Annotated in this window: 21 protein-coding genes and 1 pseudogene; 12 read left to right on the top strand and 10 right to left on the bottom strand. The window is 63.7% G+C overall.

Annotated elements, in window-relative coordinates; translation table 11 throughout:
* The first annotated feature begins 33 nt into the window (after positions 1-33).
* The gene (locus O7A05_RS01775) at positions 34-909 is read left to right on the top strand and encodes a LysR family transcriptional regulator (protein ID WP_415926941.1); all 876 of its coding nucleotides are present in this window, start codon (positions 34-36) and stop codon (positions 907-909) included.
* A 12-nt stretch (positions 910-921) separates the two neighbouring features.
* Here the strand turns inward: O7A05_RS01775 and O7A05_RS01770 are convergent, their stop codons facing one another.
* The 4 genes from O7A05_RS01770 to O7A05_RS01755 form a co-directional block, all read right to left on the bottom strand.
* On the bottom strand, positions 922-1,572 hold the full coding sequence (locus O7A05_RS01770; protein ID WP_337091220.1) for a glutathione S-transferase family protein: 651 nt from the start codon (positions 1,570-1,572) through the stop codon (positions 922-924).
* An 81-nt stretch (positions 1,573-1,653) separates the two neighbouring features.
* Positions 1,654-2,304, bottom strand: a complete 651-nt coding sequence (locus tag O7A05_RS01765; RefSeq protein WP_337091219.1) for a dihydrofolate reductase family protein — start codon at positions 2,302-2,304, stop codon at positions 1,654-1,656.
* Positions 2,305-2,416: 112 nt separating this feature from the next.
* Positions 2,417-3,217 carry a protein-L-isoaspartate O-methyltransferase family protein gene (locus O7A05_RS01760; protein ID WP_415926940.1) on the bottom strand — a complete coding sequence of 267 codons (801 nt, stop codon included), beginning with the start codon at positions 3,215-3,217 and terminating at the stop codon, positions 2,417-2,419.
* Between the two features lie 78 nt (positions 3,218-3,295).
* A complete protein-coding gene (locus O7A05_RS01755) occupies positions 3,296-4,654 on the bottom strand; it encodes an Nramp family divalent metal transporter (RefSeq protein ID WP_337091217.1) in 1,359 nt (452 codons plus the stop codon).
* Positions 4,655-4,949: 295 nt separating this feature from the next.
* Between O7A05_RS01755 and mntR the strand changes: the two genes are divergently transcribed.
* The 3 genes from mntR to O7A05_RS01740 all read left to right on the top strand — a co-directional run bounded on the left by mntR (position 4,950) and on the right by O7A05_RS01740 (position 7,889).
* Positions 4,950-5,405, top strand: a complete 456-nt coding sequence (gene mntR / locus O7A05_RS01750; protein ID WP_337091216.1) for a manganese-binding transcriptional regulator MntR — start codon at positions 4,950-4,952, stop codon at positions 5,403-5,405.
* A 156-nt stretch (positions 5,406-5,561) separates the two neighbouring features.
* The gene (gene ypfJ / locus O7A05_RS01745; protein ID WP_337091215.1) at positions 5,562-6,458 is read left to right on the top strand and encodes a KPN_02809 family neutral zinc metallopeptidase; all 897 of its coding nucleotides are present in this window, start codon (positions 5,562-5,564) and stop codon (positions 6,456-6,458) included.
* A gap of 159 nt (positions 6,459-6,617) precedes the next feature.
* A complete protein-coding gene (locus O7A05_RS01740; protein WP_337091214.1) occupies positions 6,618-7,889 on the top strand; it encodes a TCR/Tet family MFS transporter in 1,272 nt (423 codons plus the stop codon).
* Positions 7,890-7,903: 14 nt separating this feature from the next.
* On the opposite strand, the gene carA is transcribed toward O7A05_RS01740, so the two are convergent.
* Positions 7,904-9,109 (bottom strand): glutamine-hydrolyzing carbamoyl-phosphate synthase small subunit, encoded by a 1,206-nt coding sequence (gene carA, locus O7A05_RS01735; protein ID WP_337091213.1) that lies wholly within the window; start codon positions 9,107-9,109, stop codon positions 7,904-7,906.
* A 271-nt stretch (positions 9,110-9,380) separates the two neighbouring features.
* On the opposite strand from carA, the gene O7A05_RS01730 reads away from it, so the two are divergent.
* Positions 9,381-9,830 carry a GatB/YqeY domain-containing protein gene (locus tag O7A05_RS01730; protein WP_337091212.1) on the top strand — a complete coding sequence of 150 codons (450 nt, stop codon included), beginning with the start codon at positions 9,381-9,383 and terminating at the stop codon, positions 9,828-9,830.
* 9 nt (positions 9,831-9,839) lie between these two features.
* On the opposite strand, the gene O7A05_RS01725 is transcribed toward O7A05_RS01730, so the two are convergent.
* On the bottom strand, positions 9,840-10,838 hold the full coding sequence (locus O7A05_RS01725; protein ID WP_337091211.1) for a hypothetical protein: 999 nt from the start codon (positions 10,836-10,838) through the stop codon (positions 9,840-9,842).
* A 283-nt stretch (positions 10,839-11,121) separates the two neighbouring features.
* Here O7A05_RS01725 and O7A05_RS01720 point away from each other — a divergent pair.
* Positions 11,122-11,205, top strand: a pseudogene (locus tag O7A05_RS01720) (DNA helicase); the annotation flags it as partial.
* Positions 11,205-11,555, top strand: a complete 351-nt coding sequence (locus O7A05_RS01715) for a GNAT family N-acetyltransferase (protein WP_415926939.1) — start codon at positions 11,205-11,207, stop codon at positions 11,553-11,555. The pseudogene O7A05_RS01720 and the gene O7A05_RS01715, both read left to right, overlap by 1 nt.
* A gap of 148 nt (positions 11,556-11,703) precedes the next feature.
* Here O7A05_RS01715 and O7A05_RS01710 read toward each other — a convergent pair whose 3' ends face one another.
* The 3 genes from O7A05_RS01710 to O7A05_RS01700 form a co-directional block, all read right to left on the bottom strand.
* Positions 11,704-12,885: an MFS transporter gene (locus tag O7A05_RS01710; protein WP_337091210.1), complete on the bottom strand. Its 1,182-nt coding sequence runs from the start codon at positions 12,883-12,885 to the stop codon at positions 11,704-11,706.
* A 127-nt stretch (positions 12,886-13,012) separates the two neighbouring features.
* Positions 13,013-13,222 (bottom strand): DUF2061 domain-containing protein, encoded by a 210-nt coding sequence (locus O7A05_RS01705; RefSeq protein ID WP_095766624.1) that lies wholly within the window; start codon positions 13,220-13,222, stop codon positions 13,013-13,015.
* 93 nt (positions 13,223-13,315) lie between these two features.
* Positions 13,316-14,980: a Na/Pi cotransporter family protein gene (locus O7A05_RS01700; protein WP_337091209.1), complete on the bottom strand. Its 1,665-nt coding sequence runs from the start codon at positions 14,978-14,980 to the stop codon at positions 13,316-13,318.
* Positions 14,981-15,422: 442 nt separating this feature from the next.
* Between O7A05_RS01700 and dnaG the strand changes: the two genes are divergently transcribed.
* From dnaG to O7A05_RS01675, 5 genes are all read left to right on the top strand, one after another.
* Positions 15,423-17,363 (top strand): DNA primase, encoded by a 1,941-nt coding sequence (gene dnaG, locus O7A05_RS01695; RefSeq protein ID WP_337091208.1) that lies wholly within the window; start codon positions 15,423-15,425, stop codon positions 17,361-17,363.
* Between the two features lie 418 nt (positions 17,364-17,781).
* Positions 17,782-19,809, top strand: coding sequence for an RNA polymerase sigma factor RpoD (gene rpoD / locus O7A05_RS01690; RefSeq protein ID WP_337091207.1), 2,028 nt, complete (start codon positions 17,782-17,784; stop codon positions 19,807-19,809).
* A 208-nt stretch (positions 19,810-20,017) separates the two neighbouring features.
* Positions 20,018-20,311, top strand: coding sequence for a GYD domain-containing protein (locus O7A05_RS01685; RefSeq protein WP_337091206.1), 294 nt, complete (start codon positions 20,018-20,020; stop codon positions 20,309-20,311).
* 60 nt (positions 20,312-20,371) lie between these two features.
* Positions 20,372-20,752 carry a thiol-disulfide oxidoreductase DCC family protein gene (locus tag O7A05_RS01680; protein WP_337091438.1) on the top strand — a complete coding sequence of 127 codons (381 nt, stop codon included), beginning with the start codon at positions 20,372-20,374 and terminating at the stop codon, positions 20,750-20,752.
* Between the two features lie 138 nt (positions 20,753-20,890).
* On the top strand, positions 20,891-21,562 hold the full coding sequence (locus O7A05_RS01675) for a PadR family transcriptional regulator (RefSeq protein ID WP_337091205.1): 672 nt from the start codon (positions 20,891-20,893) through the stop codon (positions 21,560-21,562).
* A 78-nt stretch (positions 21,563-21,640) separates the two neighbouring features.
* Here the strand turns inward: O7A05_RS01675 and O7A05_RS01670 are convergent, their stop codons facing one another.
* Positions 21,641-21,901: a YiaA/YiaB family inner membrane protein gene (locus O7A05_RS01670; protein ID WP_140653793.1), complete on the bottom strand. Its 261-nt coding sequence runs from the start codon at positions 21,899-21,901 to the stop codon at positions 21,641-21,643.
* Positions 21,902-21,928 lie beyond the last annotated feature (27 nt).

Genomic DNA, 21,928 nt, shown 5'->3' with positions numbered 1-21,928 from the left:
CAATGTTTGATATGATTTGCATTAACAATTATAATGCAGATCATGATCCGCGACCTCGACACGACCCTCATCCGCACCTTCGTCACCACGGCCGATAAGGCCAGCATGACGGCGGCCGCCAATGCGCTTCACCTGACGCAAGGCGCCGTCAGCCAGCAGGTCAAGCGACTGGAGGAGGTGCTCGGCCAGAGCCTGTTCGAGCGCGACCGCCGCGGCCTGAGGCTGACGCGCTCCGGCGAACGGCTGCTCGACAAAGCCCGCCGCCTGCTGCAGCTCAATGACGAGATCCTCACCGAGATCAGGGGAAGGGCGGTTGCCGGGCAGGTGCGGCTCGGCGTGCCTTACGACCTCGTCGGCACGCTGCTCGCGCCCGTGCTGAAGGCCTATGCCGAAGCCTATCCGCAGGTGGAGATTTCGCTGGTCTGCGCTTCTTCGCCGGAACTCGCGGCGGCCCTGGCGGCGGGCACCGTCGACCTTGCCGTCATCGAGGAGCGCGTCGGCCCGACGGTGGGCGAATGCCTGCTCGTCGACCGGCTGGTCTGGGTCGGCGCTAGGGGCGGGACGGCACGCCAGAAGCGGCCGCTGCCGGTTTCGATCGTCGCCGACACCTGCGCCTTCCGGCCGGCGGTGCTCGCCGCGCTTGGCGAGCATGGGCTCGACTGGCGCACCGTGTTCGAGAACGGCAACATCGATGCCACGACCGCGACGGTGCGCTCGGACCTTGCCGTGACCGCGTGGCTTGCTTCGACGGTTCCGGCCGATCTCGACATCCTCTCCGATGCCGGTCTTCCGCCGCTGCCGAATTTCTCCGTCAACCTGCATCTGCCGAAACATGCCGCTGCGCCAGCCGCAAAGGCTTTTGCCAGCCATATCCGCGAGGGTCTTTCCCGCTATCGGCAGGCGGCGTGACGCCACCGCCGGTCAGCCATTCGATGCCGCCATGGCGACCGCCAATTGCGCATCGAAAGCGCGCTTGAAGGCCGGCCGCGCCTCGCCGCGGGCGACATAGGCGGCAACGTTCGGGAATTCGTTCAGCAGTCCCGATCTCTGCAGCCGGCGCAGCACGCCCACCATGACAAGGTCGCCGGCGCTGAAGGCGCCCTCGAGCCAGTCGCAATCGCCGAGATGGCGGGAGAGCTCGGCCAACCGCTTGCGGATCCGGTCATCGACCAGGGGCAGGCGCTCATCGTGCCACGGCGCATCGCGCTCGAGGATCACGGCGGTTGCGCGCTCGAGGATCGGCGGCTCCACTGTGCTGTACGCGGCGAATATCCAGGCGACCGCGCGCGCCCGGGCGTTCGCATCATCGGGCAACAGGCCCGCGTGACGCACCGCGATGTGGAGGACGATCGCGCCCGACTCGAACAGAGCGAGATCGCCTTCTTCGTAGGTCGGGATACTGCCGAATGGATTGATCGCAAGATGCGCGCGTTGCTTCATCGCATCGAACGAAACGAGGCGAACATCATAGGGCTGACCGACTTCCTCGAGCGCCCAGCGCACGTGCATGTCGCGCGCCAGTCCCCTGCCGCCATCGGGCGATCGTTCAAAGGCGGTGATGGTGGGCATCATCGGCGGCTCCTGACCGTTCAATCGTCGTTCGAAAGAGAGTCAATGCGCGGCAGGTCTGGCCCGCCGCGCGACAGCCTTGTGTTACTTCCAGTTCCTTCGCCGTTCGAGCTCGGCTTGCGAAGGCTCCTGCTGGGCAAACGAGCCCGTACGGATTTCCCCTCCGCGCTCGTAGGTCGCCATGATGACGCCGGTGGTGGAAGTTTGCGATTTGACGAGCCTGAAGGCCGCAGGCATCGCGTTGTCGCCGAACAGCCGCTTACCCTTGCCCAGCAGCAGCGGGAAGGTCATCAGCCGGATCTCGTCGATCAACCCGTTGGCGAGCAGGGTCTGGATCAGATTGCCCGATCCTTGGATGAGCAGGTCCGGCCCGTCTTCCTGCTTGAGTTCCTCAAGCCTTGCAACGATATCGGCCCCAAGCGACTGCGTGTTCTGCCAGGTCAGCGAATCCGGCCGATGCGTCGCCACATATTTGGTCGCTGGATTGAAGACGTCGGCGATGGCGTCGTTCTGATACGGCCAGTACGCGGCGAAGATGTCGTAGGTTCTGCGGCCGAGCAGCAGGTCGAACGGTTTGGAGAACAGTTCCTCCATGGCCGCGCCTGCCACCTCGTCAAAATAATGGAAGGTCCAGCCACCGAATTTGAAGCCGCCGACCGGATCTTCTTCCGGCCCGCCCGGCGCCTGCATGACGCCGTCGAGGCTGACGAACGTGGCGGCGATGATCTTGCGCATCTGTCTTCTCCTTTTCCCTGATCCGCGCCGTCACGGCCGGATTTCTGCCTTTTCCTGGAATTGCTCCAAGGACGGACGGCAAGTCCGCTTTCCGACACGGCCCCGCGAATTTCTAGCGCGTGTTGTCGGCGCGAATGGTGCGTGACGAGAACCAGACATCGCCGAAGACGGCGGTGGCGGTGCGGTCGGGCGCCTTGTCTTTCCTCAGCCAGATCGAGCGGGTGCGCGCGGCGCGCTCGCGCGTCGGTATTTTCGCGCCCGGCTCGGCTGTGGAGGCGCCGACGCAAGGTATGAACCAGGAGCCCATGAAGGGCCGGCAAGCAAGGCCGTTTTCCAGGCGGGTTATGAGGACCGCGAGGCCGACAGTTTCGGAAGGGCGCCAGGGAAAGATCATGCGGCCGTAGGGTTTCAGCGCTTTCAGCCATGCGGTGGGCGGCGCGACGACGCCGGCATTGACATAGATGATGTCGGAGGGCGGCAGCGGCTTGGCGACAGCGTCGCCCTGGATAATTTCGACGTTGGCGTATCGGGAAAGGTTTGCTTTGGCGCGCGCGGCAAGGTTGGCCTCGATCTCGAAGGCGGTGACGCTGCCGCCCGGCTCGACCAGTCTCGCCAGCAGCGCCGTGTAATAGCCGGTGCCGGCGCCGATATGGGTGACGGCCTCGCCAGGTTTCGGCTCGACCTTGCCGATCCACATGGCATGCAGTGCCGGCTCGCCATTGTTGATGCCCTTGTCGGCATCGAGCACGACGAGGACATTCTGGTAGATGTAGCCAGGATCGGCGCTCGGCGTCTCGAAGCGGCCTTCGCCGGCAAAGATGGTCCATGGTCCCGGACCCAGGAACGCCTCACGCGGTACCGAGGCGAACACCTCCTCGATGCGCGGATCCGCCGACCGGGCCTGCGCAGCCATCAGCCTGGCGTAGAATCTGCGGGCTTCGTCCGGTTTGGCCATAGCGCCAAGATAGCGCGTCCGGCTGGAATGTCGCGGTCAGCCGGCGAAGGTGTCGTAGAGCAGCTTGACGTTGAGAACGAGGATGATTGCGGCCACCGCCCAGGCCAGGACCGCGACGGCAAGCGGTATGGCGAAACTGCCCATCTTCTTGCGGTCGGACACGAACTGCACCAGCGGGATGACGGCGAAGGGCAGTTGCATCGACAGCACCACCTGGCTGAACACAAGCAGCTCGGCCGTGCCCTTCTCGCCATAGAGCGCGGTGATGACCACCACCGGAACGATGGCGATACCGCGCGTCAAAAGGCGCCGCGCCCATTGCGGGATGCGCAGCCGCAAAAAGCCTTCCATCACGATCTGGCCGGCGAGCGTCGCGGTGACGGTCGAGTTCAGGCCGGAGGCAAGCAGCGCGACCGCGAACAGGATCGAGGCGATGCTCAGGCCCAGTAGCGGTGACAGCAGCTCGAAAGCCTGACCGATCTCGGCAACGTCGTGATGGCCAGTATCGTGGAAGGCGACCGCCGCGACGATCAGGATCGACGCGTTGACGAACAGCGCCAGGATCAGCGCGATGGTCGAATCCGTCGTCGCCCATTTGATGGCGTCGCGCTTGCCGCTGTCGGTGCGCTCATAGGCGCGGGTCTGCACGATCGAGGAGTGCAGATAGAGGTTATGCGGCATCACGGTGGCGCCGATGATGCCGATGGCGATGTAGAGCATCGCCGGATTGGTGACGATCTGCGACGACGGCACGAACATCGAATGCAGGATCGTGCCGGCCGGCGGCGCGGCGACGAAGATCTGGATGGCAAAGCAGCCGAAGATTATGATCAGCAACGCGATGACGAAGGCTTCGAGATAGCGGAAGCCCTTGTTCATCAAGAGAAGCACCAGGAAGGCGTCGAGCGCGGTCAGCATGGCGCCGCCGATCAGCGGAATGCCGAACAAAAGCTGCAGCGCGATCGCCGTGCCGATCACCTCGGCGAGGTCGCAGGCGATGATCGCCAGCTCGCAGGCGATCCAGAGCACCAGATTGACAGGGCGCGGATAGTAGGCGCGGCAGGCCTGGGCGAGGTCGCGGCCGGTGGCGATGCCAAGACGCGCGGCAAGAGCCTGCAGCAGGATCGCCATCAGGTTGGACAGCATGATGATGAAAAGCAGCGTGTAGCCGAACCGCGCGCCGCCCGCGAGATCGGTCGCCCAGTTGCCCGGATCCATGTAGCCAACCGAGACCATATAGCCCGGTCCCATGAAGGCAAACAGGCGGCGGAACCAGACGCCGGTTCGTGGCACCGCGATCGAAGCGTTCACCTCGCGCAGGCTGGGCTGCTCGTCGTCGAGCCTGTCGAATCGCCATGCGGGTCGGGCTACGGTTGCTGCATCGGCATCGGACATGGGATTTCCGCCGGTATTGTCGAATGTTCCTTTCATGTACGCCATGGCTCAACATTATGCAATAGGCTATATTTCATTGATCATGCTTTCGTGATGCGCCGGAGGAAGTCTGGACTCGGGCGACCGCAAACGCCGGTTGCGCCCGGGCGGGAATGCAAATAAACGGCCGGACCATCAGGGGTTCGTGTTATGGATACGATCCGATTCAGTCGAAGAGATAGGGGCATTGCGTCGTCCGAAAACCCCTTCACACTTTTCGGCATCATGCTCTGGGACACGCCAGGAGGAGCGCATATTGGCGCTTAAGAACAAACCGGTTCGACGCGAAGAGCCGCTTCCCGATGCCGAAATCCATTCGGAAGGATTCCGGCAGACGCGCGAGGCGCGCCGCAGCGCGCTGGTCGAGGACTATGTCGAGCTGATCGCCGACCTGATCGAGGACGGCAACGAGGCGCGGCAGGTGGATATCGCGGCAAGGCTCGGCGTCGCGCAGCCGACGGTGGCAAAGATGCTGACAAGGCTGTGCGCCGACGGGCTGGTCTCGCGGAAGCCCTATCGCGGCGTTTTCCTGACCGAGTCCGGCCGCAAGGTCGCCGAGGAAAGCCGCATCCGCCACCAGACTGTGGAGGCCTTCCTGCGCTCGTTGGGCGTCAGCGCCGAGACGGCGCGCATCGACGCCGAAGGCATCGAGCACCATGTCAGCGCCGAAACGCTGGAAGCTTTCCGCCGGGCGATGACCTCGGCCCGCTGAGTTCGGGCTCGGTACGAGGATAGCGCTGCAGGGCGCAAAGTGTCGGTACCGACCTGGCGAAAAATACTGTGACTTGACGTATTCGTTGCGATAATTGTCTGGAGGGGACGGTCGCGGGCCGGTTCCTCCAGGACATTCGCATTGCGAGGATTTGCCATGCTTTGGAGAGGCCGTCGTCAGAGCGACAACATCGAGGATGACCGCAACGACAACGGGCCTGGCGGCGGATTGGGCGGTGACGGCCAGTTTCGCATCCCTATCGGCGGCCGTACCGGTGGCGGCGGCAGCATCATCCTGGTGATCCTGGTCGTGCTCGCAGGATGGTATTTCGGCTTCGATCCATCGCAGATCCTGGGCGATGGCGGCGGCCAGATCACTGAAGACACCGGTTCGCAAAATGGCGGCTCGCCTGCCAACGACGAGATGAAGCAGTTCGTCGCGACCGTGCTTGCCGACACCGAGGACACCTGGACCGGCATTTTCAAATCCCAGGGCCTGACATACGAAGATCCCAAGCTGGTGCTGTTCAGCGGCCAGGTCCGCTCGGCCTGCGGCTTCGCCTCAGCGGCGGCCGGGCCATTCTACTGCCCGGGCGACCGTAAGGTCTATCTCGACATGACCTTCTTCCAGCAGCTTGACCAGCAGTTCGGCGCTTCCGGCGAGTTCGCGCGCGCCTATGTGGTGGCGCACGAGGTTGGCCACCACGTGCAGAACCTCACCGGCATCATGAGCAAGTTCAACCAGATGCGGCAAGGCATGAGCGAGGCCGACGCCAACCAGCTCTCGGTACGCATCGAGCTTCAGGCCGATTGCTTCGCCGGCGTGTGGGCCCATTACACCGGGCAAAAAGGCATCTTGGAGCAGGGCGACATCGAAAGCGCGCTGAACGCCGCCAAGCAGATCGGCGACGATACGCTGCAGAAGAGGATGCAGGGCTATGTCGTGCCGGAAAGCTTCAACCATGGCACCTCGCAGCAGCGGCAGACGTGGCTGGCACGCGGCTTCAAGAGTGGCAAGCTGTCCGACTGCAATACGATGAGCGGCCCAATCTGAGGCGGCGCGTCCACCTCTTTTCCGCTGGCGATCCGCGACCGAAGGCGGCTGGCAAGGGATGTCAGGATAAGGCATTTGCCTTCGTTCGCGTATTGTTCCTGCCGGCAACGTCGCCTATAAGTTGCCTCCCGCCTCGGGCGGCCTGAGGAGCTTATCGCCATGATCGACCCGAAAACCGCCAGGCGGGGCCTTGCGCTCGTTTTCACGACGCTGCTGCTCGACGTCATCGGCTTCGGCATCATCATGCCGGTGCTGCCGGCCTATCTGGTGGAGTTGAGCGGCGTCAGCGTGAGCGAGGCCGCCATCGAGGGCGGCTGGCTGTTCTTCGTCTATGCTGCGATGCAGTTCTTCTTCGCGCCGATCATCGGCGGCTTGAGCGACCGCTTCGGTCGCCGGCCGGTCCTGCTTGCCTCGGTGCTGACCTTCTCGATCGACAACCTGATCTGCGCCATCGCCTGGTCCTATCCGATGCTGTTCATCGGCCGCGTGCTCGCCGGTATTTCCGGCGCCAGCTATTCGACGACGTCCGCCTTCATCGCCGACATCTCGAACGACGAGAACCGGGCGAAGAATTTCGGCCTGCTTGGCATCGCCTTCGGCGTCGGCTTCGTCATTGGCCCGGTGCTAGGCGGTTTGCTCGGCACGTTCGGGCCGCGCGTACCGTTCTATTTCGCTGCCGCACTTGCCTTCGTGAATTTCCTGATCGCGATGTTCCTGCTGCCGGAAACGCTGGACGAAAAGCACCGCCGGCCCTTCGAATGGAAGCGCGCCAATCCGGTCGGCACGCTCATGCAGATGCGCAATTATCCGGGCATCGGCTGGATCGGGCTGGTCTTTTTCCTGATGACGCTCGGCCACATGATGTATCCGGCGGTCTGGGCGTTCGTCTCCAGCTACCGCTATGGCTGGAACCAGCAGCAGATCGGCTTCTCGCTCGGCGCCTTCGGCTTGTGCGGGGCGATCATCATGGCGACGGTGCTGCCGCGGATCATTCCGAAACTTGGCGAGTGGAGGACAGCGGCGATCGGGCTGACCTTCACCGCGCTCAGCGCCTTCGGTTATGCGTTTTCGACGCAAGGCTGGATGATCTATGCGGTGATCGTGGCCGGTTGCCTGGAAGCGCTCGCAGATCCGCCGCTCAGGAGCCTCGCCGCCGCCAAGGTGCCGCCCTCGGCGCAGGGCGAATTGCAGGGCGCGATGACCTCGATCTTCTCGATCACCTCGATCATCACGCCGCTGCTCTACACGGCGATCTTTTCATGGTTCACGAGCCCGACCGCGCCGGTCGTGTTCGGCGGCGCGCCCTATGTGCTCGGCGCGATTTTCCTGACGCTGGCGGTGATCGTCTTCGTGACTAAGGTGGCCAAGCCGACGCCGAAGGAAGTCGAGCGCATGCACGCGCAGGAAGCGGCGGTGACCGACGCTGCTTAGGCTGATGGTTTAGGCTAGGCGCGTTCGGCCAGCGCTTCCTCGCCGCGCCGCTCGCGGATCAGGTTGACGAAGCGCCGGAACAGGTAATGTGAATCCTGTGGGCCGGGCGAGGCCTCGGGATGATGCTGAACCGAGAAGACCGGCCGGCCGGTCAGCGCGATGCCGCAGTTGGAGCCGTCGAAGAGCGAGACATGGGTTTCTTCGACGCCTTCGGGCAGCGAGTCGGCATCGACGGCGAAACCGTGGTTCATTGAGACGATCTCAACCTTGCCGGTGGTGTGGTCCTTGACCGGATGGTTGGCGCCGTGATGGCCCTGATGCATCTTCTCGGTCTTGCCGCCGAGCGCCAGAGCCAGCATCTGATGGCCGAGGCAGATGCCGAACACCGGAATGTCAGTCTTCAAGAGGTTCTGGATCACCGGCACGGCATATTCGCCGGTCGCTTCCGGATCGCCGGGGCCGTTCGACAGGAAGATGCCGTCCGGCTGCATCGCGAGGATCTCGTCGGCACCGGTCTTAGCCGGCACGACGGTGACCTTGGCGCCGAGCCCTGCCAGCAGGCGCAGGATGTTGCGCTTGACGCCATAGTCGACGGCCACGACATGCATCGACGGCGCGTCCTGCTCGCCATAGCCCTCGTTCCAGTTCCAGGGCGTCTCGCGCCAGACCGAGGACTGGCCCGACGTGACCTCCTTGGCGAGATCGAGGCCGATCAGCCCTGACCAGGCAGCCGCCTGCCGCTTCAAATCCTCGATGTCGAAGACGCCATCGGGCGCATGCGCGATGACGGCATTGGGCATGCCCTTCTCGCGGATCAGCACGGTCAGCGCGCGGGTGTCGATGCCGGACAGCGCGACGATGCCGCGCCGCTTCAACCATTGGTCGAGATGGCCGGCGGCGCGATAGTTGGACGGGTCGGTGACATTGGCCTTGAAGATGGCGCCGACAGCGCCGGCGCGGGCTACCGGGTTAAGGTCTTCGATGTCTTCGTCATTGGTGCCGACATTGCCGATATGCGGGAAGGTGAAGGTGACGATCTGGCCGGCATAGGACGGATCAGTGAGGATTTCCTCGTAACCGGTCAGCGCGGTGTTGAAGCACACTTCCGCAACGGCCGACCCGGTGGCGCCGAGACCGCGGCCTTCGATCACCGTGCCGTCGGCAAGCACCAGAAGGGCGGTCGGCTTTTCGGTGGCCCAGGGGGCGGTGGTCGTGGCCATGGCGGCACTCCTAGAGGCTGTTTCGCAATTGTCCCGTAAGCGGGACGATCCGCGCAACAAACGGCGCGCGGCAGCGAATTCGCGAGCCTGCGCGCAACCAAAGTTTCAGTTCATGCGAGGCTCAGTACATAGGGGAAGGCGCGGGAGCGGTCAATGCGCCGCCCCCGAACCACGGCCGATTTGCTTTCGTCAAGCAATATCAGCGGCTTGGCGGGATTTGCGTTGGCCGTTCGGCAAAGCTATTGTCCGCCGCATTCGAAGGAGAAGCACGATGCGCGAGAAAATCGCCGAATCCATGAAGAGCGCGATGAAGGCGCAGGACAAGCACCGCCTGCCGACGCTGCGGCTGATCCAGGCCGCTATCCACGACCGCGACATCGCCAATCGCGGCGCCGGCAAGCCGCCGGCGAGCGAGGACGAGATCCTCCAGATCCTCGCCAAGATGGTGAAGCAGCGCGAGGAATCCGCCAAGGCCTTCGAAGACGGCAAGCGGCCGGAACTGGCGGCGCAGGAGCGTGGCGAAATGGAGATCATCCGCGAGTTCCTGCCGACGCAGCTCGACGACGCGGCGATCACGGCGGCAGCGCGCGAGGCGATCGCGGCGACCGGTGCCGCCAGCCAGAAGGACATGGGCAAGGTGATTGGCGCGTTGAAGCAGAAATATGCCGGCCAGATGGACTTCGCCAAGGCGAGCGCAATCATCAAGGGGCTGCTGCAATAGAGGACAGCCTTAGTTCTTGCAGATCGGCACCGGCTGCGGCGGCGGCGCCGGATGGTCCTTCTTGTACTGGGCGATGATCGGCTCCAGCATCTTCTTCGGCCAGAATTTGGGGGTGCCGATCTCCTTCAGGCAGGAGGCGTTCCAATAGGTGCCCGCGCTTGAGAGCGCCTGGCCGGCAGCCTTGGCCCGCGCGACAGCGGCGATGTCGCGCGATTCCGGATAGATGTAGAGCGTCGTCGGGTTGTTCTTCACGAGGGGGATGATCTGCTCGGCATCGGCCGGCGACCAGCTGGTGCAGCCATTGCTGCGGCCGCCGGCATAGTTCACCAACTTGCCGAACGGGACAAGGCCGTCATGGTCAGCGTATGAGCTGTTCGGGTCCTTGCGCATGCACATGCCCCTGAGCAAGGCAGCCGGATGGCCGCCGATCACGCGCTGCCTGGCGTTTGCCGCTTCGCCTTCGCCATCGAACTGGATGAAGGTGCGCATGAACACCGCGTTCTGCGCGCCCACACGGTAGTAGCCCTTGAAGGACGTCTTGGCCTCCGCGGTCATATAGGCGCCACCGGCGGTTAGCTCGGAGTCCATCGCGTTGCCGAAGTTTTTCGCGCAGCGCCTGCCGTTGGAGAAATCGGCAAAGCCCTTGAGGTTGCGGCCGCCGCCATGGCCCGAGGAAATCGCGCGGAAGAGCTGCTTGGCCTCGCAGATGACGTAATAACGCTGGCCAAGCGCGCTATTGCCGAGGTCGCCGGGACGCGTCGCATCCATGGCGAAGTAGCAGGGGTTGCTGACCGAACCTTCGCTGACTTTCTTCTGGTAGAGCGCGCGGGCCCGCTCCAGCACGACCTGCGAGATCTGGCCCTCGCCATCGCCGACATGGCGCTGCAGCCAGTCGGGAATAGTCGACGTCCGCAAAGCGGCGAATGAGCTGACCGATGCCGTCAAAGCGGCCAAGGCCGCAACAAGACAGAAGATAGCCGCGCCCAGCGGAACAGATCTCAACCGCACCTTTGCCCCTCCTGTCGAAATGTCTCGTCCGCGTGAATCACCCGGGCCGATCATAGAAGGTCTCGCATCCATCGGCGAAACACTTCTAGTTTAGCGACACCTTTTGGAGGTCGGATTTTCGGCCCGCTTCGATTGAGCTATGATTTGATTCCGGCGCGCCCACGCTTCCTCCCTCCACCGGGAAAGCATCGTTCATGCAGGGCAGTCGATCACCCGACCAACTGTTTGAGCGCCAGGCATAAGGAGGGATTGCCAAGACTGCTCGCGGCAGGAGGGTTTTTCGATGCGGCTTTCCGCACCCGTCTATCATCTGAAACGTCAGGCGAGGCTACTGTCCCGCCGGGAAAATATTCCGCTCCATCAAGCGTGCCGCGCCTGCCTGGCTTTCGGCGCTGGATCTGGGATGGCGAGGTTGCCGGCTCGATAGGGCTGCGCTGGCAAAGAGGCACATCGGCGCTGCCGCCGCACGTGCTTGGCCATATCGGCTATGCGGTGGTGCCGTGGAAGGAGGGGCGCGGTTACGCCACCGAAGCGTTGCGGCTGATGCTCGACGAGGCGAGGGCAGTGGGCCTGGACCATGTCGAGATCACCACAGATCTCGGCAATCTTGCATCCCAGAAGGTGATCCTCGCCAATGGCGGCATCCTTGTCGGCCGCTTCGCCAAGGTCGCCGCCTATGGCGGCGCGGAAAGCCTCAGATACCGGATCGATCTTTAGATCGGAGCGGTTCGGCGGTTACACGCCGGGCTTGGCGCTATGCCCAACCGCGAACGGTTGAAGGAAGGCCTTCAAAGCCTGAGTTCCATCCTTGCGGGAGTTGCTGAGCCGTCGCGCGGGAAGGTCTAAGGTGTACTACCTGCGTCCGTTACTCGGCCGCTGCCGGCAGCGGTGGGGTCGCGCGGCTGCGCCACTCCCAGGCTTGCGAGCCGACGGCCACCACCACCGCCACCAGCATGGCCAGCGCGCCGGCGAGCGGCAGGCTGCGATAGCCGTAGCCGGCATTGAGCATCGCCGCGCCAAGCGACGCGGCGAGCGCGATGCCGACGTTGAAGCCGGACGGGATCAGCGAGGAAGCGAGGTTGGAGGCATCGGCCGTCCAGGCGAGAATGCGCGTCTGGATCGGCGCGCCGATAGCGAAATTGAGGCCGCCCCAGATGACGATTGCCGCGATCATCGGCACGGGGTAGGGGCTGACAAGATGGATGACGCCGAGCGCCACCGCCTGCAGGGCGAGCATGACGATAAGCGAGGGCATCAGCTTCCAGTCGGCGAGCTTGCCGCCGACCAGAACGCCGATCGTAGCGCCGACGCCGTTGAGCAAAAGCACCCACGGGATCAGGCTCTTGTCGAGGCCGGCCACTTCGAGCAGCATCGGCGTGATGTAGGTGAACAGCGCAAACTGGCCGATCATCAGCATCAGCATCAGGATCAGCGACGTCCAGACCTGTTGGCGGCCGAGCACACGAACTTCGCGCGCCAGCCCGGCAGGCCGGTTCGCGGCGCCCGCCCTGCGCGGCAACAGCGCCAGCATGGCGACAATCGCGATGATGCCCAGCGCGCCCATCACCCAGAAGGTCGCGCGCCAACCCCACAGGCTGCCGATCGCGGTGCCGGCGGGCACGCCGATGACATTGGAGACCGTCAACCCCGAGAGAATGACCGCGACCGCCCGGCCGCGCTGGTCCTCGCGCACCAGGCTGACCGCAACCACCATGGCGACGCCGAAATAGCAGCCATGCGCCACAGCGGTCGCAATACGCAGCAGAAGCATCGAGGTGAAGTCGGGCGCCAGTGCGCAGGCTACCTGGCCGAGGGTGAAGGCGATCGTGAGCCCGATCAGCAGCGTCTTGCGCGCGACTTTGGCGGTGGCGAGCGCCAGCAGCGGGCCGCCGATGGCAATGCCGCAGGCATAACCGGAGACGAGATAGCCGGCGGTCGGCACCGAAACGCCGAGACCCTGCGCCACCTCCGGCAGCACGCCGGCAATGACGAATTCGGTGGTGCCGAAGGCAAAGGCGGCGAGGAAAAGGGCAATCAGCGGCAGCATGGTTCAAAACATATGCGAGGAATGTATGGCCTCAAACCACGCTCGGGCGGTTGCGGCAATGCAGAAATTGGCGATGGCGCTTTAGCTTTTCTTGACTGGACCGTTCGAAGCCGGCCTGTCGCTCCGACTACGCGGCTGTTTTGCGTCCATACGGGATCTTCAGCCAGGCCCGTTCATGGAGATAGTAAAGCAGCGACTTGGTGACGACTTCGGTGAGCCCGATGGTGGCCGCTAGCTTGATGCTGCCGGTGACTACCAGCGATATGATCATCGTGTCGATCGTGCCGGTGGCGCGCCATGAAAGCGCCTTGGCGAAGCTGCGCGAATGCGTGTCCATCGACCGATCGTCCTCCCAGCAGGTCCTCAGGCGATCCTTAGCCGACAGCAGCGGGGATGAGCAAAGACTAATTTTCGGCTGCCCTCGTTCGCCTCAGCTCGCCTTCAGCCGCGAGCCGCCAAGCAGGCCGCGCTCCTCGAGCACCGGATAGGCGATAGAGGCAAGCAGCGAGTTGATCTGCTTCAGGTCGCGGATGGTGTCGAGGTGGATCGAGCTCGTCTCGACGCTTTTGGCGGTGCCTTCGCGCAGGCGTTGGAAATGGCTGGCGCTGGTTTCCTTCTCGCGCTCGCGCAGCAGGTCCTTCTCCAGAACCAATTGCCTGGCGGTTTCCGGGTCGCGCGAGACCAGAACGTTGAAGGCAAGGCGCGCGTTGGCCAGCACCGAGGAATGGAAGGCGCAAAGCTCCTGCCAGCCTTCAGGCGTGAATTCCAGGCCGCGCTCCAGCTTCTTCCTGACATGCACCAGCATGTTGCGCACGATGATGTCGCCGACCTGCTCCAGCTTGACGCAGGCGCCGATCAGCTCCTGGCACCGCAATGCCTCGTCCTCGGTCAGTGGATTCCTGGTGATCTTGGCGAGGTAGAGCTTGATCGCGGCGTGCTTCCTGTCGACGCGGTCGTCGAGCGCGGCAAGCGCCTTGATCTTGGCGGGATCGGCATCCTCGTAAAGCTCGATGATGCGCTTCAGCATGATCTCGACCGTCTCACAGACCCGCACCACCTCGCGCGTCGCGTTGGCCAGCGCCTGGCTCGGCGTGTCGAGGGCGCTCTCGTTGAGCGCTGAGAGCTCAACGACCTCGAGCGCAGCGGCCGGTTGAGGCTTGCTGCCCAGCGCCACGATCTTTTCGGAAGCGCGGTAGACGAGGCCAGCCAGCGGCAGTCCGGCGAGCAGGATCAGCACGTTGAACAGGATGTGGGCGTTGACGATCTGATCCGGGGCGGTCTTGCCGAGGAAGGCGACATCCGGCTTGAAGGTCATGATCAGGACCAGCATGATCAGCGAGCCGAGGCCGCGCATCAAAAGGTTGCCTATCGGCACGATGCGCACCTCCGGCGGTGCCGACCGCGTCAACATCGGCGCAATCAGCGACGAGCCAAGGTTGACGCCGAGCACCAGAACCACGCCGAGCTCCGGGGTGATCAGCCCGCGGCCCGCCAGCGTCGCCATCAGCAGCACCGCGGCGATGCTCGACTGGAACAGCCAAGTGACCAGCGCGGCCAACAGATAAGTGGTGATGGAATCACCCGAGAAATAATTGATGATCAGCGGCATCAACTGGCTGTTGCGCAACGGCTCCGACGCCTGACCGATCATCTCCAGGGACAGGATCAGCAGGCCGACACCGATCAGAATGCGGCCCATCTGCCGCCAGTCGCGCCGCTCGGTGGCCATGAACATGACCGTGCCGGCGATCAGGCAGAGCGGCACCAGAAGCGTGAGGTCGAAGGTGAGCAGCTTGGCCACCAGCGCCGAACCGATCTCGGCGCCGCGCACTGCCAATTGGCCGGCGGCGCCCGAAACAATGCCGGCTCCGGCGAAGGAGCCGACCAGCAGCGTCACCGCCGTCGAGCTCTGCAGCGCGACCGCCAGTCCACAGCCGGCCAGCACCGCCATGATCGGATTGCGCATGGTGGCGCGCAGCCTGTGTCGCAGCACGTCGCCATAGGCGCGCTCGACCCCTGTCTTCACCATGCGGGTGGCGAACAGCATCAGCGCCACCGCGCCGGCAAGGTGCAGGAGGACGACAGAGCCGCTCACAGCCGAACTCGCGAGATGGCACCGGCGGTGCGGAGAGGGGTACGAATCTTAGTCATTTCAACGAGTCGAAATATACCAGTTAAAATTAGCCAAATAATAGATTTTTCTGATGCGATGACCGTCTCGGCTCGACGGCGCATGTCGGAAATGAATGGAGGAAACATTGGTTGCGTGCGCCCGGCGGCCGCGCTTCACCTCATAGCAGCCGACGCCACGCCGCGTGGTCGGGGCGATCCGAACCGTTGTTGAAGCGGCCGGCGCAAGCCTCGGAAAATATTCATCTTCGGCGCGGTCACCGCGGGGTAATCCGCGACAACCCGGAAATTCAGAAGGCGGTCACCCGGCCGCCTTCTTTTCGTCTGTGAAAAGCGGGTACGATGGGCCAATCAGAGTCGCCGTGCCCGGGCGGCTTGATTATATGGAGGGCAAACGAGTTTCCCCGATGCGCTTTCCGCCCGCCTTCCTCGACGAGATACGCGACCGTGTGCCGATTTCGCAGGTCATCGGCACGCGCGTCGCATGGGATAGGAAGAAGACCAATGCGTCGCGCGGCGACTACTGGGCTTGCTGCCCGTTCCACGGCGAGAAAAGCCCGTCCTTCCATTGCGAAGACAAGAAGGGCCGTTACCACTGCTTCGGCTGTTCGGTTTCGGGCGATCATTTCAAATTCCTCACCGAACTCGACGGTATGAGTTTCCCCGAGGCGGTCGAGAAGATCGCCGAAATGGCCGGCGTGCCGATGCCGGTGCGGGACGAAGCGCAAGAGCGGCGCGAGAAGGAACGCGCCAGCCTGACCGACGTCATGGAAATGGCGACTGCCTTTTTCCAGGAGCGGCTGCAGAGCGCCGAGGGTGCCAAAGCCCGCGCGTATCTGCGCGACCGCGGGCTGACGCCGGCGACGCAGCAATCGTTCCGGCTGGGCTACGCGCCCGACAGCCGCAACGCGCTCAAGGAACATCTTGCCGCCAAGGGCGTGCCGAAGGCCGATATCGAGGCCTGCGGCCTGGTGCGGCACGGCGACGACATTCCGGTCTCCTATGACTGGTTCCGCGACCGCATCATGTTTCCAATCCCGGATGCGCGCGGGAAGATCATCGCCTTCGGCGGACGGGCGCTGGCGCCCGATGCCTTGGCCAAATACATGAACTCGCCGGAGACCGAGCTCTTCCACAAGGGCAACGTACTCTACAATTTCGCCCGCGCCCGCAGGGCGATCGCGAAAGGCGGCACGGTGATCGCGGTCGAAGGCTATATGGACGTGATCGCGCTGGCGCAGGCCGGCTTCGAGAATGCCGTGGCGCCGCTCGGCACCGCGCTCACCGAAAACCAGCTCGAACTTCTGTGGCGCATGGCGCCCGAGCCGGTGCTTTGCTTCGACGGCGACCCGGCCGGGCTGAAGGCGGCATGGCGGGCGGCCGATCTCGCGCTCCCGTCGGCACAGACCGACCGTCGGGCGCGCTTTGCCCTGTTGCCGGAAGGCAAGGATCCCGACGATCTGGTCAAGGCCGAAGGGCCAGACGCGTTCCGCGCCGTGCTTGCCGATGCGCGGCCGCTGGACGAACTGTTATGGATGCGCGAGACGGCAGGCGGTGTCTTCGATACGCCGGAGCGGCGAGCTGAGTTGCGGAAGAGGCTACGGGAGTTGACCAGCCGCATCCGCGACGAGAGCGTGCGTTATTACTATCAGCAGACAATGGACGAGCGGGAGCGGAACTTCTTCGGCTCCCAGCGGAGCGTTCGGCAAGGCCGTCAGGATTGGAAGCCGGGGCAGGGCAAGACGCCCGTGCCCGGCGGGCAGTTCGCGAAAGGTGGGGCGGCCGGCGGGCGCGCCGCGATCACCGAGAGCCTGGGCCGCTCGGCGCTGGTCAAGCGGGCCGGCGAGGGGATGTCGGTGCGCGAGGCGACGATTATCGTGGCGCTGGTCAACCATCCGGCGCTGATCGACGAGAATTTCGCCCATGTCGAATTCCTCGACCTCGCCAATTCGGATTTGCGCAAGCTGCACGCGGCCATTCTCGACGCCATGGCGCATGACGCGGCCGACGAGCGCGGCGCGGTCATCGCCACCATCGAGCGCGCCGGATGCAGCGGCATCTGGGAGCGGGCGGTGGAATTGATCAAGCGCGCGCGGCAATGGCCGGCGCTGGAAACGGCGGCGCTTGACGATGCCCGCGACGCCTTCAACCAGGCGCTGCACTTGCAGCGTAGCGCCCGCACATTACATAGAGAGCTGAAACAGGCGCAGGCGGCGCTCGATGCAGACCCTTCGGACGAAAACTTCCGGCATCTCGTCGAGATTCAAGCGCAATTCAACGATGTGCAGGCAACGGAAGCGCTGATCGAAGGGTTCGGCGTTTCATCGGGCAGGGTTGGCCGCGTTTGAGGCCGAACACCACCCATTGAAAGTGAAATGAAATGCGCAGCGCGTCGAATCGACGCCTCTAAGTTGGGTAATTGATTCGCTTTTTTCATGCGAATCATGCCAGAGGCGCTTGACCTTCTGGCAGATTGGCGGAATCAGGACGATTCGAAACGTTAACCGTGCCCGGCGTCGGCGGGAAATTTGAGCGATGTGAGGTACTGGTGATGGCTGGACAGGCAAAGTGCCTGCTCCAGATATCAGGGTTAAGCTGGACTTAATGCATGTCGCCCAAAAGTGGAAAGCCGGTTTTGGGCGACATGCACAAACAAAAAGAGATGACGCGGTTGCCGGACCGGTAGAAAGCGTTCCGGCGCACATCCGGCAAACCGGTCCGACAGTTTACGCGGCCTCGATAGCGGCCGCTTGGAGACGACAAAGAATGGCGACAAAGGAAAAGGAAGAGGTCGAGACCGAACGCGAAGGCGCCACCGATGGCCCTCTGCTCGACCTTTCCGACGATGCTGTCAAGAAGATGATCAAAGCCGCGAAGAAACGCGGCTATGTCACGCTCGACGAGCTCAACGCGGTGCTGCCCTCGGAAGAGACGGATCCGGACCGCATTGAAGACATCAATGCGATGCTCAGCGACATGGGCATCAACGTCGTCGAGGACGACGAGGTGGGCGAGGAGACCGAAGCCGAGCCGGCCGCCGACGCCGAGGAAGACGCCAACGAGCTTGCCGAGCAGACCGGCACCGCCGTCGCAACCACGACCACCAAGAAAGAGCCGACTGACCGCACCGACGACCCGGTGCGCATGTATCTGCGCGAGATGGGCTCGGTGGAGCTTCTGTCGCGCGAGGGCGAAATCGCCATCGCCAAGCGCATCGAGGCCGGCCGCGAAACGATGATCGCGGGCCTGTGCGAAAGTCCGCTGACCTTCCAGGCCATCATCATCTGGCGCGACGAGCTCAACGAATCCAAGATCCTGCTGCGCGAGATCATCGACCTCGAAGCGACCTATGCCGGCCCCGAAGCCAAGCAGGCGCCCGTCGTCGAACGCGTCGAGGAAGCGGCCCAGCCCGAAGAGAAGCCGCGCGGCCGCGTGGCGGCACGCGAGGAAGAAGACGACATCACCAATGTCGGCGGCGACACACGCGGGCTGGAGGAAGAGGAAGACGACGAGGACGAGGCGAGCCTGTCGCTGGCCGCGATGGAAGCGGAACTGCGCCCGCAGGTGATGGAGACGCTCGACGTCATCGCCGACACCTACAAGAAGCTCCGCAAGCTGCAGGACCAGCAGGTCGAGAACCGCCTGGCCGCTGCCGGCACGCTCTCGCCCAGCCAGGACCGCCGCCTGAAGGAACTGAAAGACCAGCTGATCAAGGCGGTTAAGTCGCTGTCGCTCAACGCCGCGCGCATCGAGGCGCTGGTCGAGCAGCTCTACGACATCAACAAGCGCCTGGTGCAGAACGAGGGCAAGCTTTTGCGCCTCGCCGAAAGCTATGGCGTGCGCCGCGAGGAATTCCTCAAGGAGTATCAGGGCTCGGAGCTCGATCCGAACTGGACCCGTTCGATCGCCAACCTGACCTCGCGCGGCTGGAAGGAATTCACCAAGAACGAGAAGGACACGATCAAGGAGCTGCGCGCCGAGATCCAGAACCTTGCCACCGAAACGGCGATCTCGATCCTGGAATTCCGCAAGATCGTCAACCAGGTGCAGAAGGGCGAGCGCGAGGCTGCGATCGCCAAGAAGGAAATGGTCGAGGCGAACCTTCGCCTGGTCATCTCCATCGCCAAGAAATACACCAACCGCGGCCTGCAGTTCCTGGATCTCATCCAGGAAGGCAATATCGGCCTGATGAAGGCGGTCGACAAATTCGAGTACCGCCGCGGCTACAAGTTCTCGACCTACGCCACCTGGTGGATTAGGCAGGCCATCACCCGCTCGATCGCCGATCAGGCGCGCACCATCCGTATTCCGGTGCACATGATCGAGACGATCAACAAGATCGTGCGCACCTCGCGCCAGATGCTGCACGAGATCGGCCGCGAGCCGACGCCGGAGGAACTGGCCGAGAAGCTCGCCATGCCGCTTGAGAAAGTGCGCAAGGTGCTGAAGATCGCCAAGGAGCCGATCTCCCTCGAAACGCCCGTCGGCGACGAGGAGGATTCGCATCTCGGCGACTTCATCGAGGACAAGATGGCGATCCTGCCGATCGACGCGGCGATCCAGGCCAATCTGCGCGAGACGACGACACGGGTGCTTGCCTCGCTGACGCCGCGCGAGGAACGCGTCCTGCGCATGCGCTTCGGCATCGGCATGAACACCGATCATACGCTGGAGGAAGTCGGCCAGCAGTTCTCGGTGACTCGCGAGCGTATCCGCCAGATCGAAGCCAAGGCGCTGCGCAAGCTCAAGCATCCGAGCAGGTCGCGCAAGCTCAGAAGCTTCCTGGACAGCTGAGCGGAACGCAATCATACTAGGATCGAAAGGGCGCCTCGGCGCCCTTTTGCGTTTTTCGGCTACCTCTCATGCCGCCTTGCCGGGTTTGCCCGACAGGAGGATAATTCCGGGGTCGGATGCATTTGTGGGCGACAAGCCGGATGCCCGCCCCGGCGCCGGTCGCAGTGGCCAGGCGTCGCGCTCCGTGGCTCCCGGTGGGAGGTGTGCCATGACGACCTATATCATGTTGATCAACTGGACTGAGCTCGGCGCCAAGAATGTGCGGGAGTCGCCGAAGCGGCTCGATGCCGCCAAGAAGCTGCTGGGGGAAATGGGCGGCTCCTTCAAATCATTCTACTTGACCATGGGCGAATGCGACATGGTCGCCATCGTCGAAGCGCCGGACGATGCAGTGCTTGCCCGCTTCGCGCTGCTGTTGTCTTCGGGCGGCAATGTCAAAACGCGGACGATGAAGGCGTTTCCGGAATTCGCCTATCGCGAGATCATCAGCTCGCTCGGGTAACCGGCTGAAGGGAGCGGCGTGGCTGTTGCGAAGCCGCGCCGCATTCCCGATAGTCGCGCCATGCCCGAGCCTTTGCTGACCGTCTGGTACAACACACGCTGTCCGGTGTGCGACGCCGGCATCAACCGGCAGAAGCGGCGGCTCATCGAGGCGGTCAAGGCAGGCCGTATCGAATTCCGCGACATCAATTTCGAACCCGAGGCGCTCTCCGCCTTCGGCGCCTCGCTGGAGGATATCCGCCGGCGTCTGCATGCGACCGATGCCGAAGGACGGCTGCTGGTCGGCGCCGATGTGGCGATCGCGGTCTGGCGGCTCACGCCGGGCGAGGAATGGCTGGCGAGCCTGTTCGGCAACCCCATCGCGTTGCCCCTGACGCGCTTTGCCTATGACCGCTTCGCCGACCTTCTCTATGCCTGGAACCGCCGCAAGTGCCATTGGTAGGCAGCTTGCTCCGACCCGCTCCGTGCATGACGGCGGCTCTTGGCTAGGGCTGCGATACATCTTAAGATATATCTTGACTCCGAACGTGGTCAGCCTTACGTAAGATGTATCGTAAGATACAATTCAAAGGAGCAATCCATGCACAAACACGGTCACTTCGGGCACAGCCATTTCGGCGAGCGCATGTTCATGCATATGGCCGGCAAATTCGGCGGCCGCAGCGGCGGCGGCTTTGGCCCGTTCGGCCATGGCGGCAGGGGCGGCGGACGCGGCGGCCCGGGCGACATGTTCCGCGCCGGGCGCATGCTGGCCGACGGCGATCTCAAGCTGATCACGCTGTCGCTGCTGGCCGATGCGCCACGCCACGGCTACGACATCATCAAGGCGCTGGAAGAGCGCACCAGCGGCATCTACAGCCCGAGCCCGGGCGTGGTCTATCCGACGCTGACCTTCCTGGAAGAGGCGGGCTATGCGGTATCCTCGAGCGAAGGCAACAAGAAGGTGTTTTCGATCACCGAGGCCGGCAGGGCGCATCTCGAAGAGAACCGCGAGATGATCGACAGCGTGCTCGACCATCTCGAGCGCTTCGGCCGCAAGATGGCCGCGGCGCGCGAATGGTTCGGCTGGGGCGACGACAAGGACGAGGGGCGCCGCGGCCGTTCGGAAACGCGGGACCGGTTCCGCGCGCTGCGCCACCGGCTGCGCGCTGCGCTCGGCGACATCGCCGACGCGCCGGAAGACAAGCAGGCCGAGGCGATCAGCATCCTGGAAGACGCTACCGAGGCGATCGAGGCCTTGGCTCGTCGCTAAGACATTCTCATAGGAAGCGCCAAAAGCCCGGATCGCTCCGGGCTTTGCATTCAGTTCGCGATCGGCAAGGGCAGGGGATTATTCCTTGCCGACATATTCGCTGATCAGCTTCTCGTTGCGAGCCTTCTCGATCTTGGCGGTGGTTTCGGCCGCGATCCGCTCGTCGGTGCGGTACTTGACCAGGTTCACCAGGCTGCCGGTGAGCAGCAGCACGCCCATCGCCCAGTAGCCTTTGGTCGAGAGGTCGACCGGCGCCAGCCACAGCGACAGCGCCAGCATGAAGTAGGCTGCGCCCACCGACACGGTGTTGAACAAAATGTAGGTCTGATTGCCGTTCATCGTATTGCTCCTTGGATTTGGTCTGTT

Source organism: Mesorhizobium argentiipisi (SeqCode), assembly GCF_037179585.1.
GTDB lineage: Bacteria > Pseudomonadota > Alphaproteobacteria > Rhizobiales > Rhizobiaceae > Mesorhizobium > Mesorhizobium argentiipisi.
Note: the sequence above shows the minus strand (reverse complement) of the source record. Positions and strands in the feature narration are given on the sequence as shown.

What these genes read in the sequence shown, in the direction of transcription:
- ypfJ (WP_337091215.1), top strand. Translation starts at nt 5,562, where the DNA reads ATGCTTTGGAGAGGCCGTCGTCAGAGCGACAACATCGAGGATGACCGC.
- O7A05_RS01680 (WP_337091438.1), top strand. Translation starts at nt 20,372, where the DNA reads ATGCCCGAGCCTTTGCTGACCGTCTGGTACAACACACGCTGTCCGGTG.
- O7A05_RS01705 (WP_095766624.1), bottom strand. Translation starts at nt 13,222, where the DNA reads ATGGACACGCATTCGCGCAGCTTCGCCAAGGCGCTTTCATGGCGCGCC.
- O7A05_RS01710 (WP_337091210.1), bottom strand. Translation starts at nt 12,885, where the DNA reads ATGCTGCCGCTGATTGCCCTTTTCCTCGCCGCCTTTGCCTTCGGCACC.
- O7A05_RS01670 (WP_140653793.1), bottom strand. Translation starts at nt 21,901, where the DNA reads ATGAACGGCAATCAGACCTACATTTTGTTCAACACCGTGTCGGTGGGC.
- O7A05_RS01760 (WP_415926940.1), bottom strand. Translation starts at nt 3,217, where the DNA reads ATGGCTGCGCAGGCCCGGTCGGCGGATCCGCGCATCGAGGAGGTGTTC.
- O7A05_RS01765 (WP_337091219.1), bottom strand. Translation starts at nt 2,304, where the DNA reads ATGCGCAAGATCATCGCCGCCACGTTCGTCAGCCTCGACGGCGTCATG.
- dnaG (WP_337091208.1), top strand. Translation starts at nt 15,423, where the DNA reads ATGCGCTTTCCGCCCGCCTTCCTCGACGAGATACGCGACCGTGTGCCG.
- O7A05_RS01770 (WP_337091220.1), bottom strand. Translation starts at nt 1,572, where the DNA reads ATGATGCCCACCATCACCGCCTTTGAACGATCGCCCGATGGCGGCAGG.
- carA (WP_337091213.1), bottom strand. Translation starts at nt 9,109, where the DNA reads ATGGCCACGACCACCGCCCCCTGGGCCACCGAAAAGCCGACCGCCCTT.
- O7A05_RS01675 (WP_337091205.1), top strand. Translation starts at nt 20,891, where the DNA reads ATGCACAAACACGGTCACTTCGGGCACAGCCATTTCGGCGAGCGCATG.
- rpoD (WP_337091207.1), top strand. Translation starts at nt 17,782, where the DNA reads ATGGCGACAAAGGAAAAGGAAGAGGTCGAGACCGAACGCGAAGGCGCC.
- O7A05_RS01685 (WP_337091206.1), top strand. Translation starts at nt 20,018, where the DNA reads ATGACGACCTATATCATGTTGATCAACTGGACTGAGCTCGGCGCCAAG.
- O7A05_RS01740 (WP_337091214.1), top strand. Translation starts at nt 6,618, where the DNA reads ATGATCGACCCGAAAACCGCCAGGCGGGGCCTTGCGCTCGTTTTCACG.
- O7A05_RS01775 (WP_415926941.1), top strand. Translation starts at nt 34, where the DNA reads ATGCAGATCATGATCCGCGACCTCGACACGACCCTCATCCGCACCTTC.
- O7A05_RS01755 (WP_337091217.1), bottom strand. Translation starts at nt 4,654, where the DNA reads ATGTCCGATGCCGATGCAGCAACCGTAGCCCGACCCGCATGGCGATTC.
- O7A05_RS01730 (WP_337091212.1), top strand. Translation starts at nt 9,381, where the DNA reads ATGCGCGAGAAAATCGCCGAATCCATGAAGAGCGCGATGAAGGCGCAG.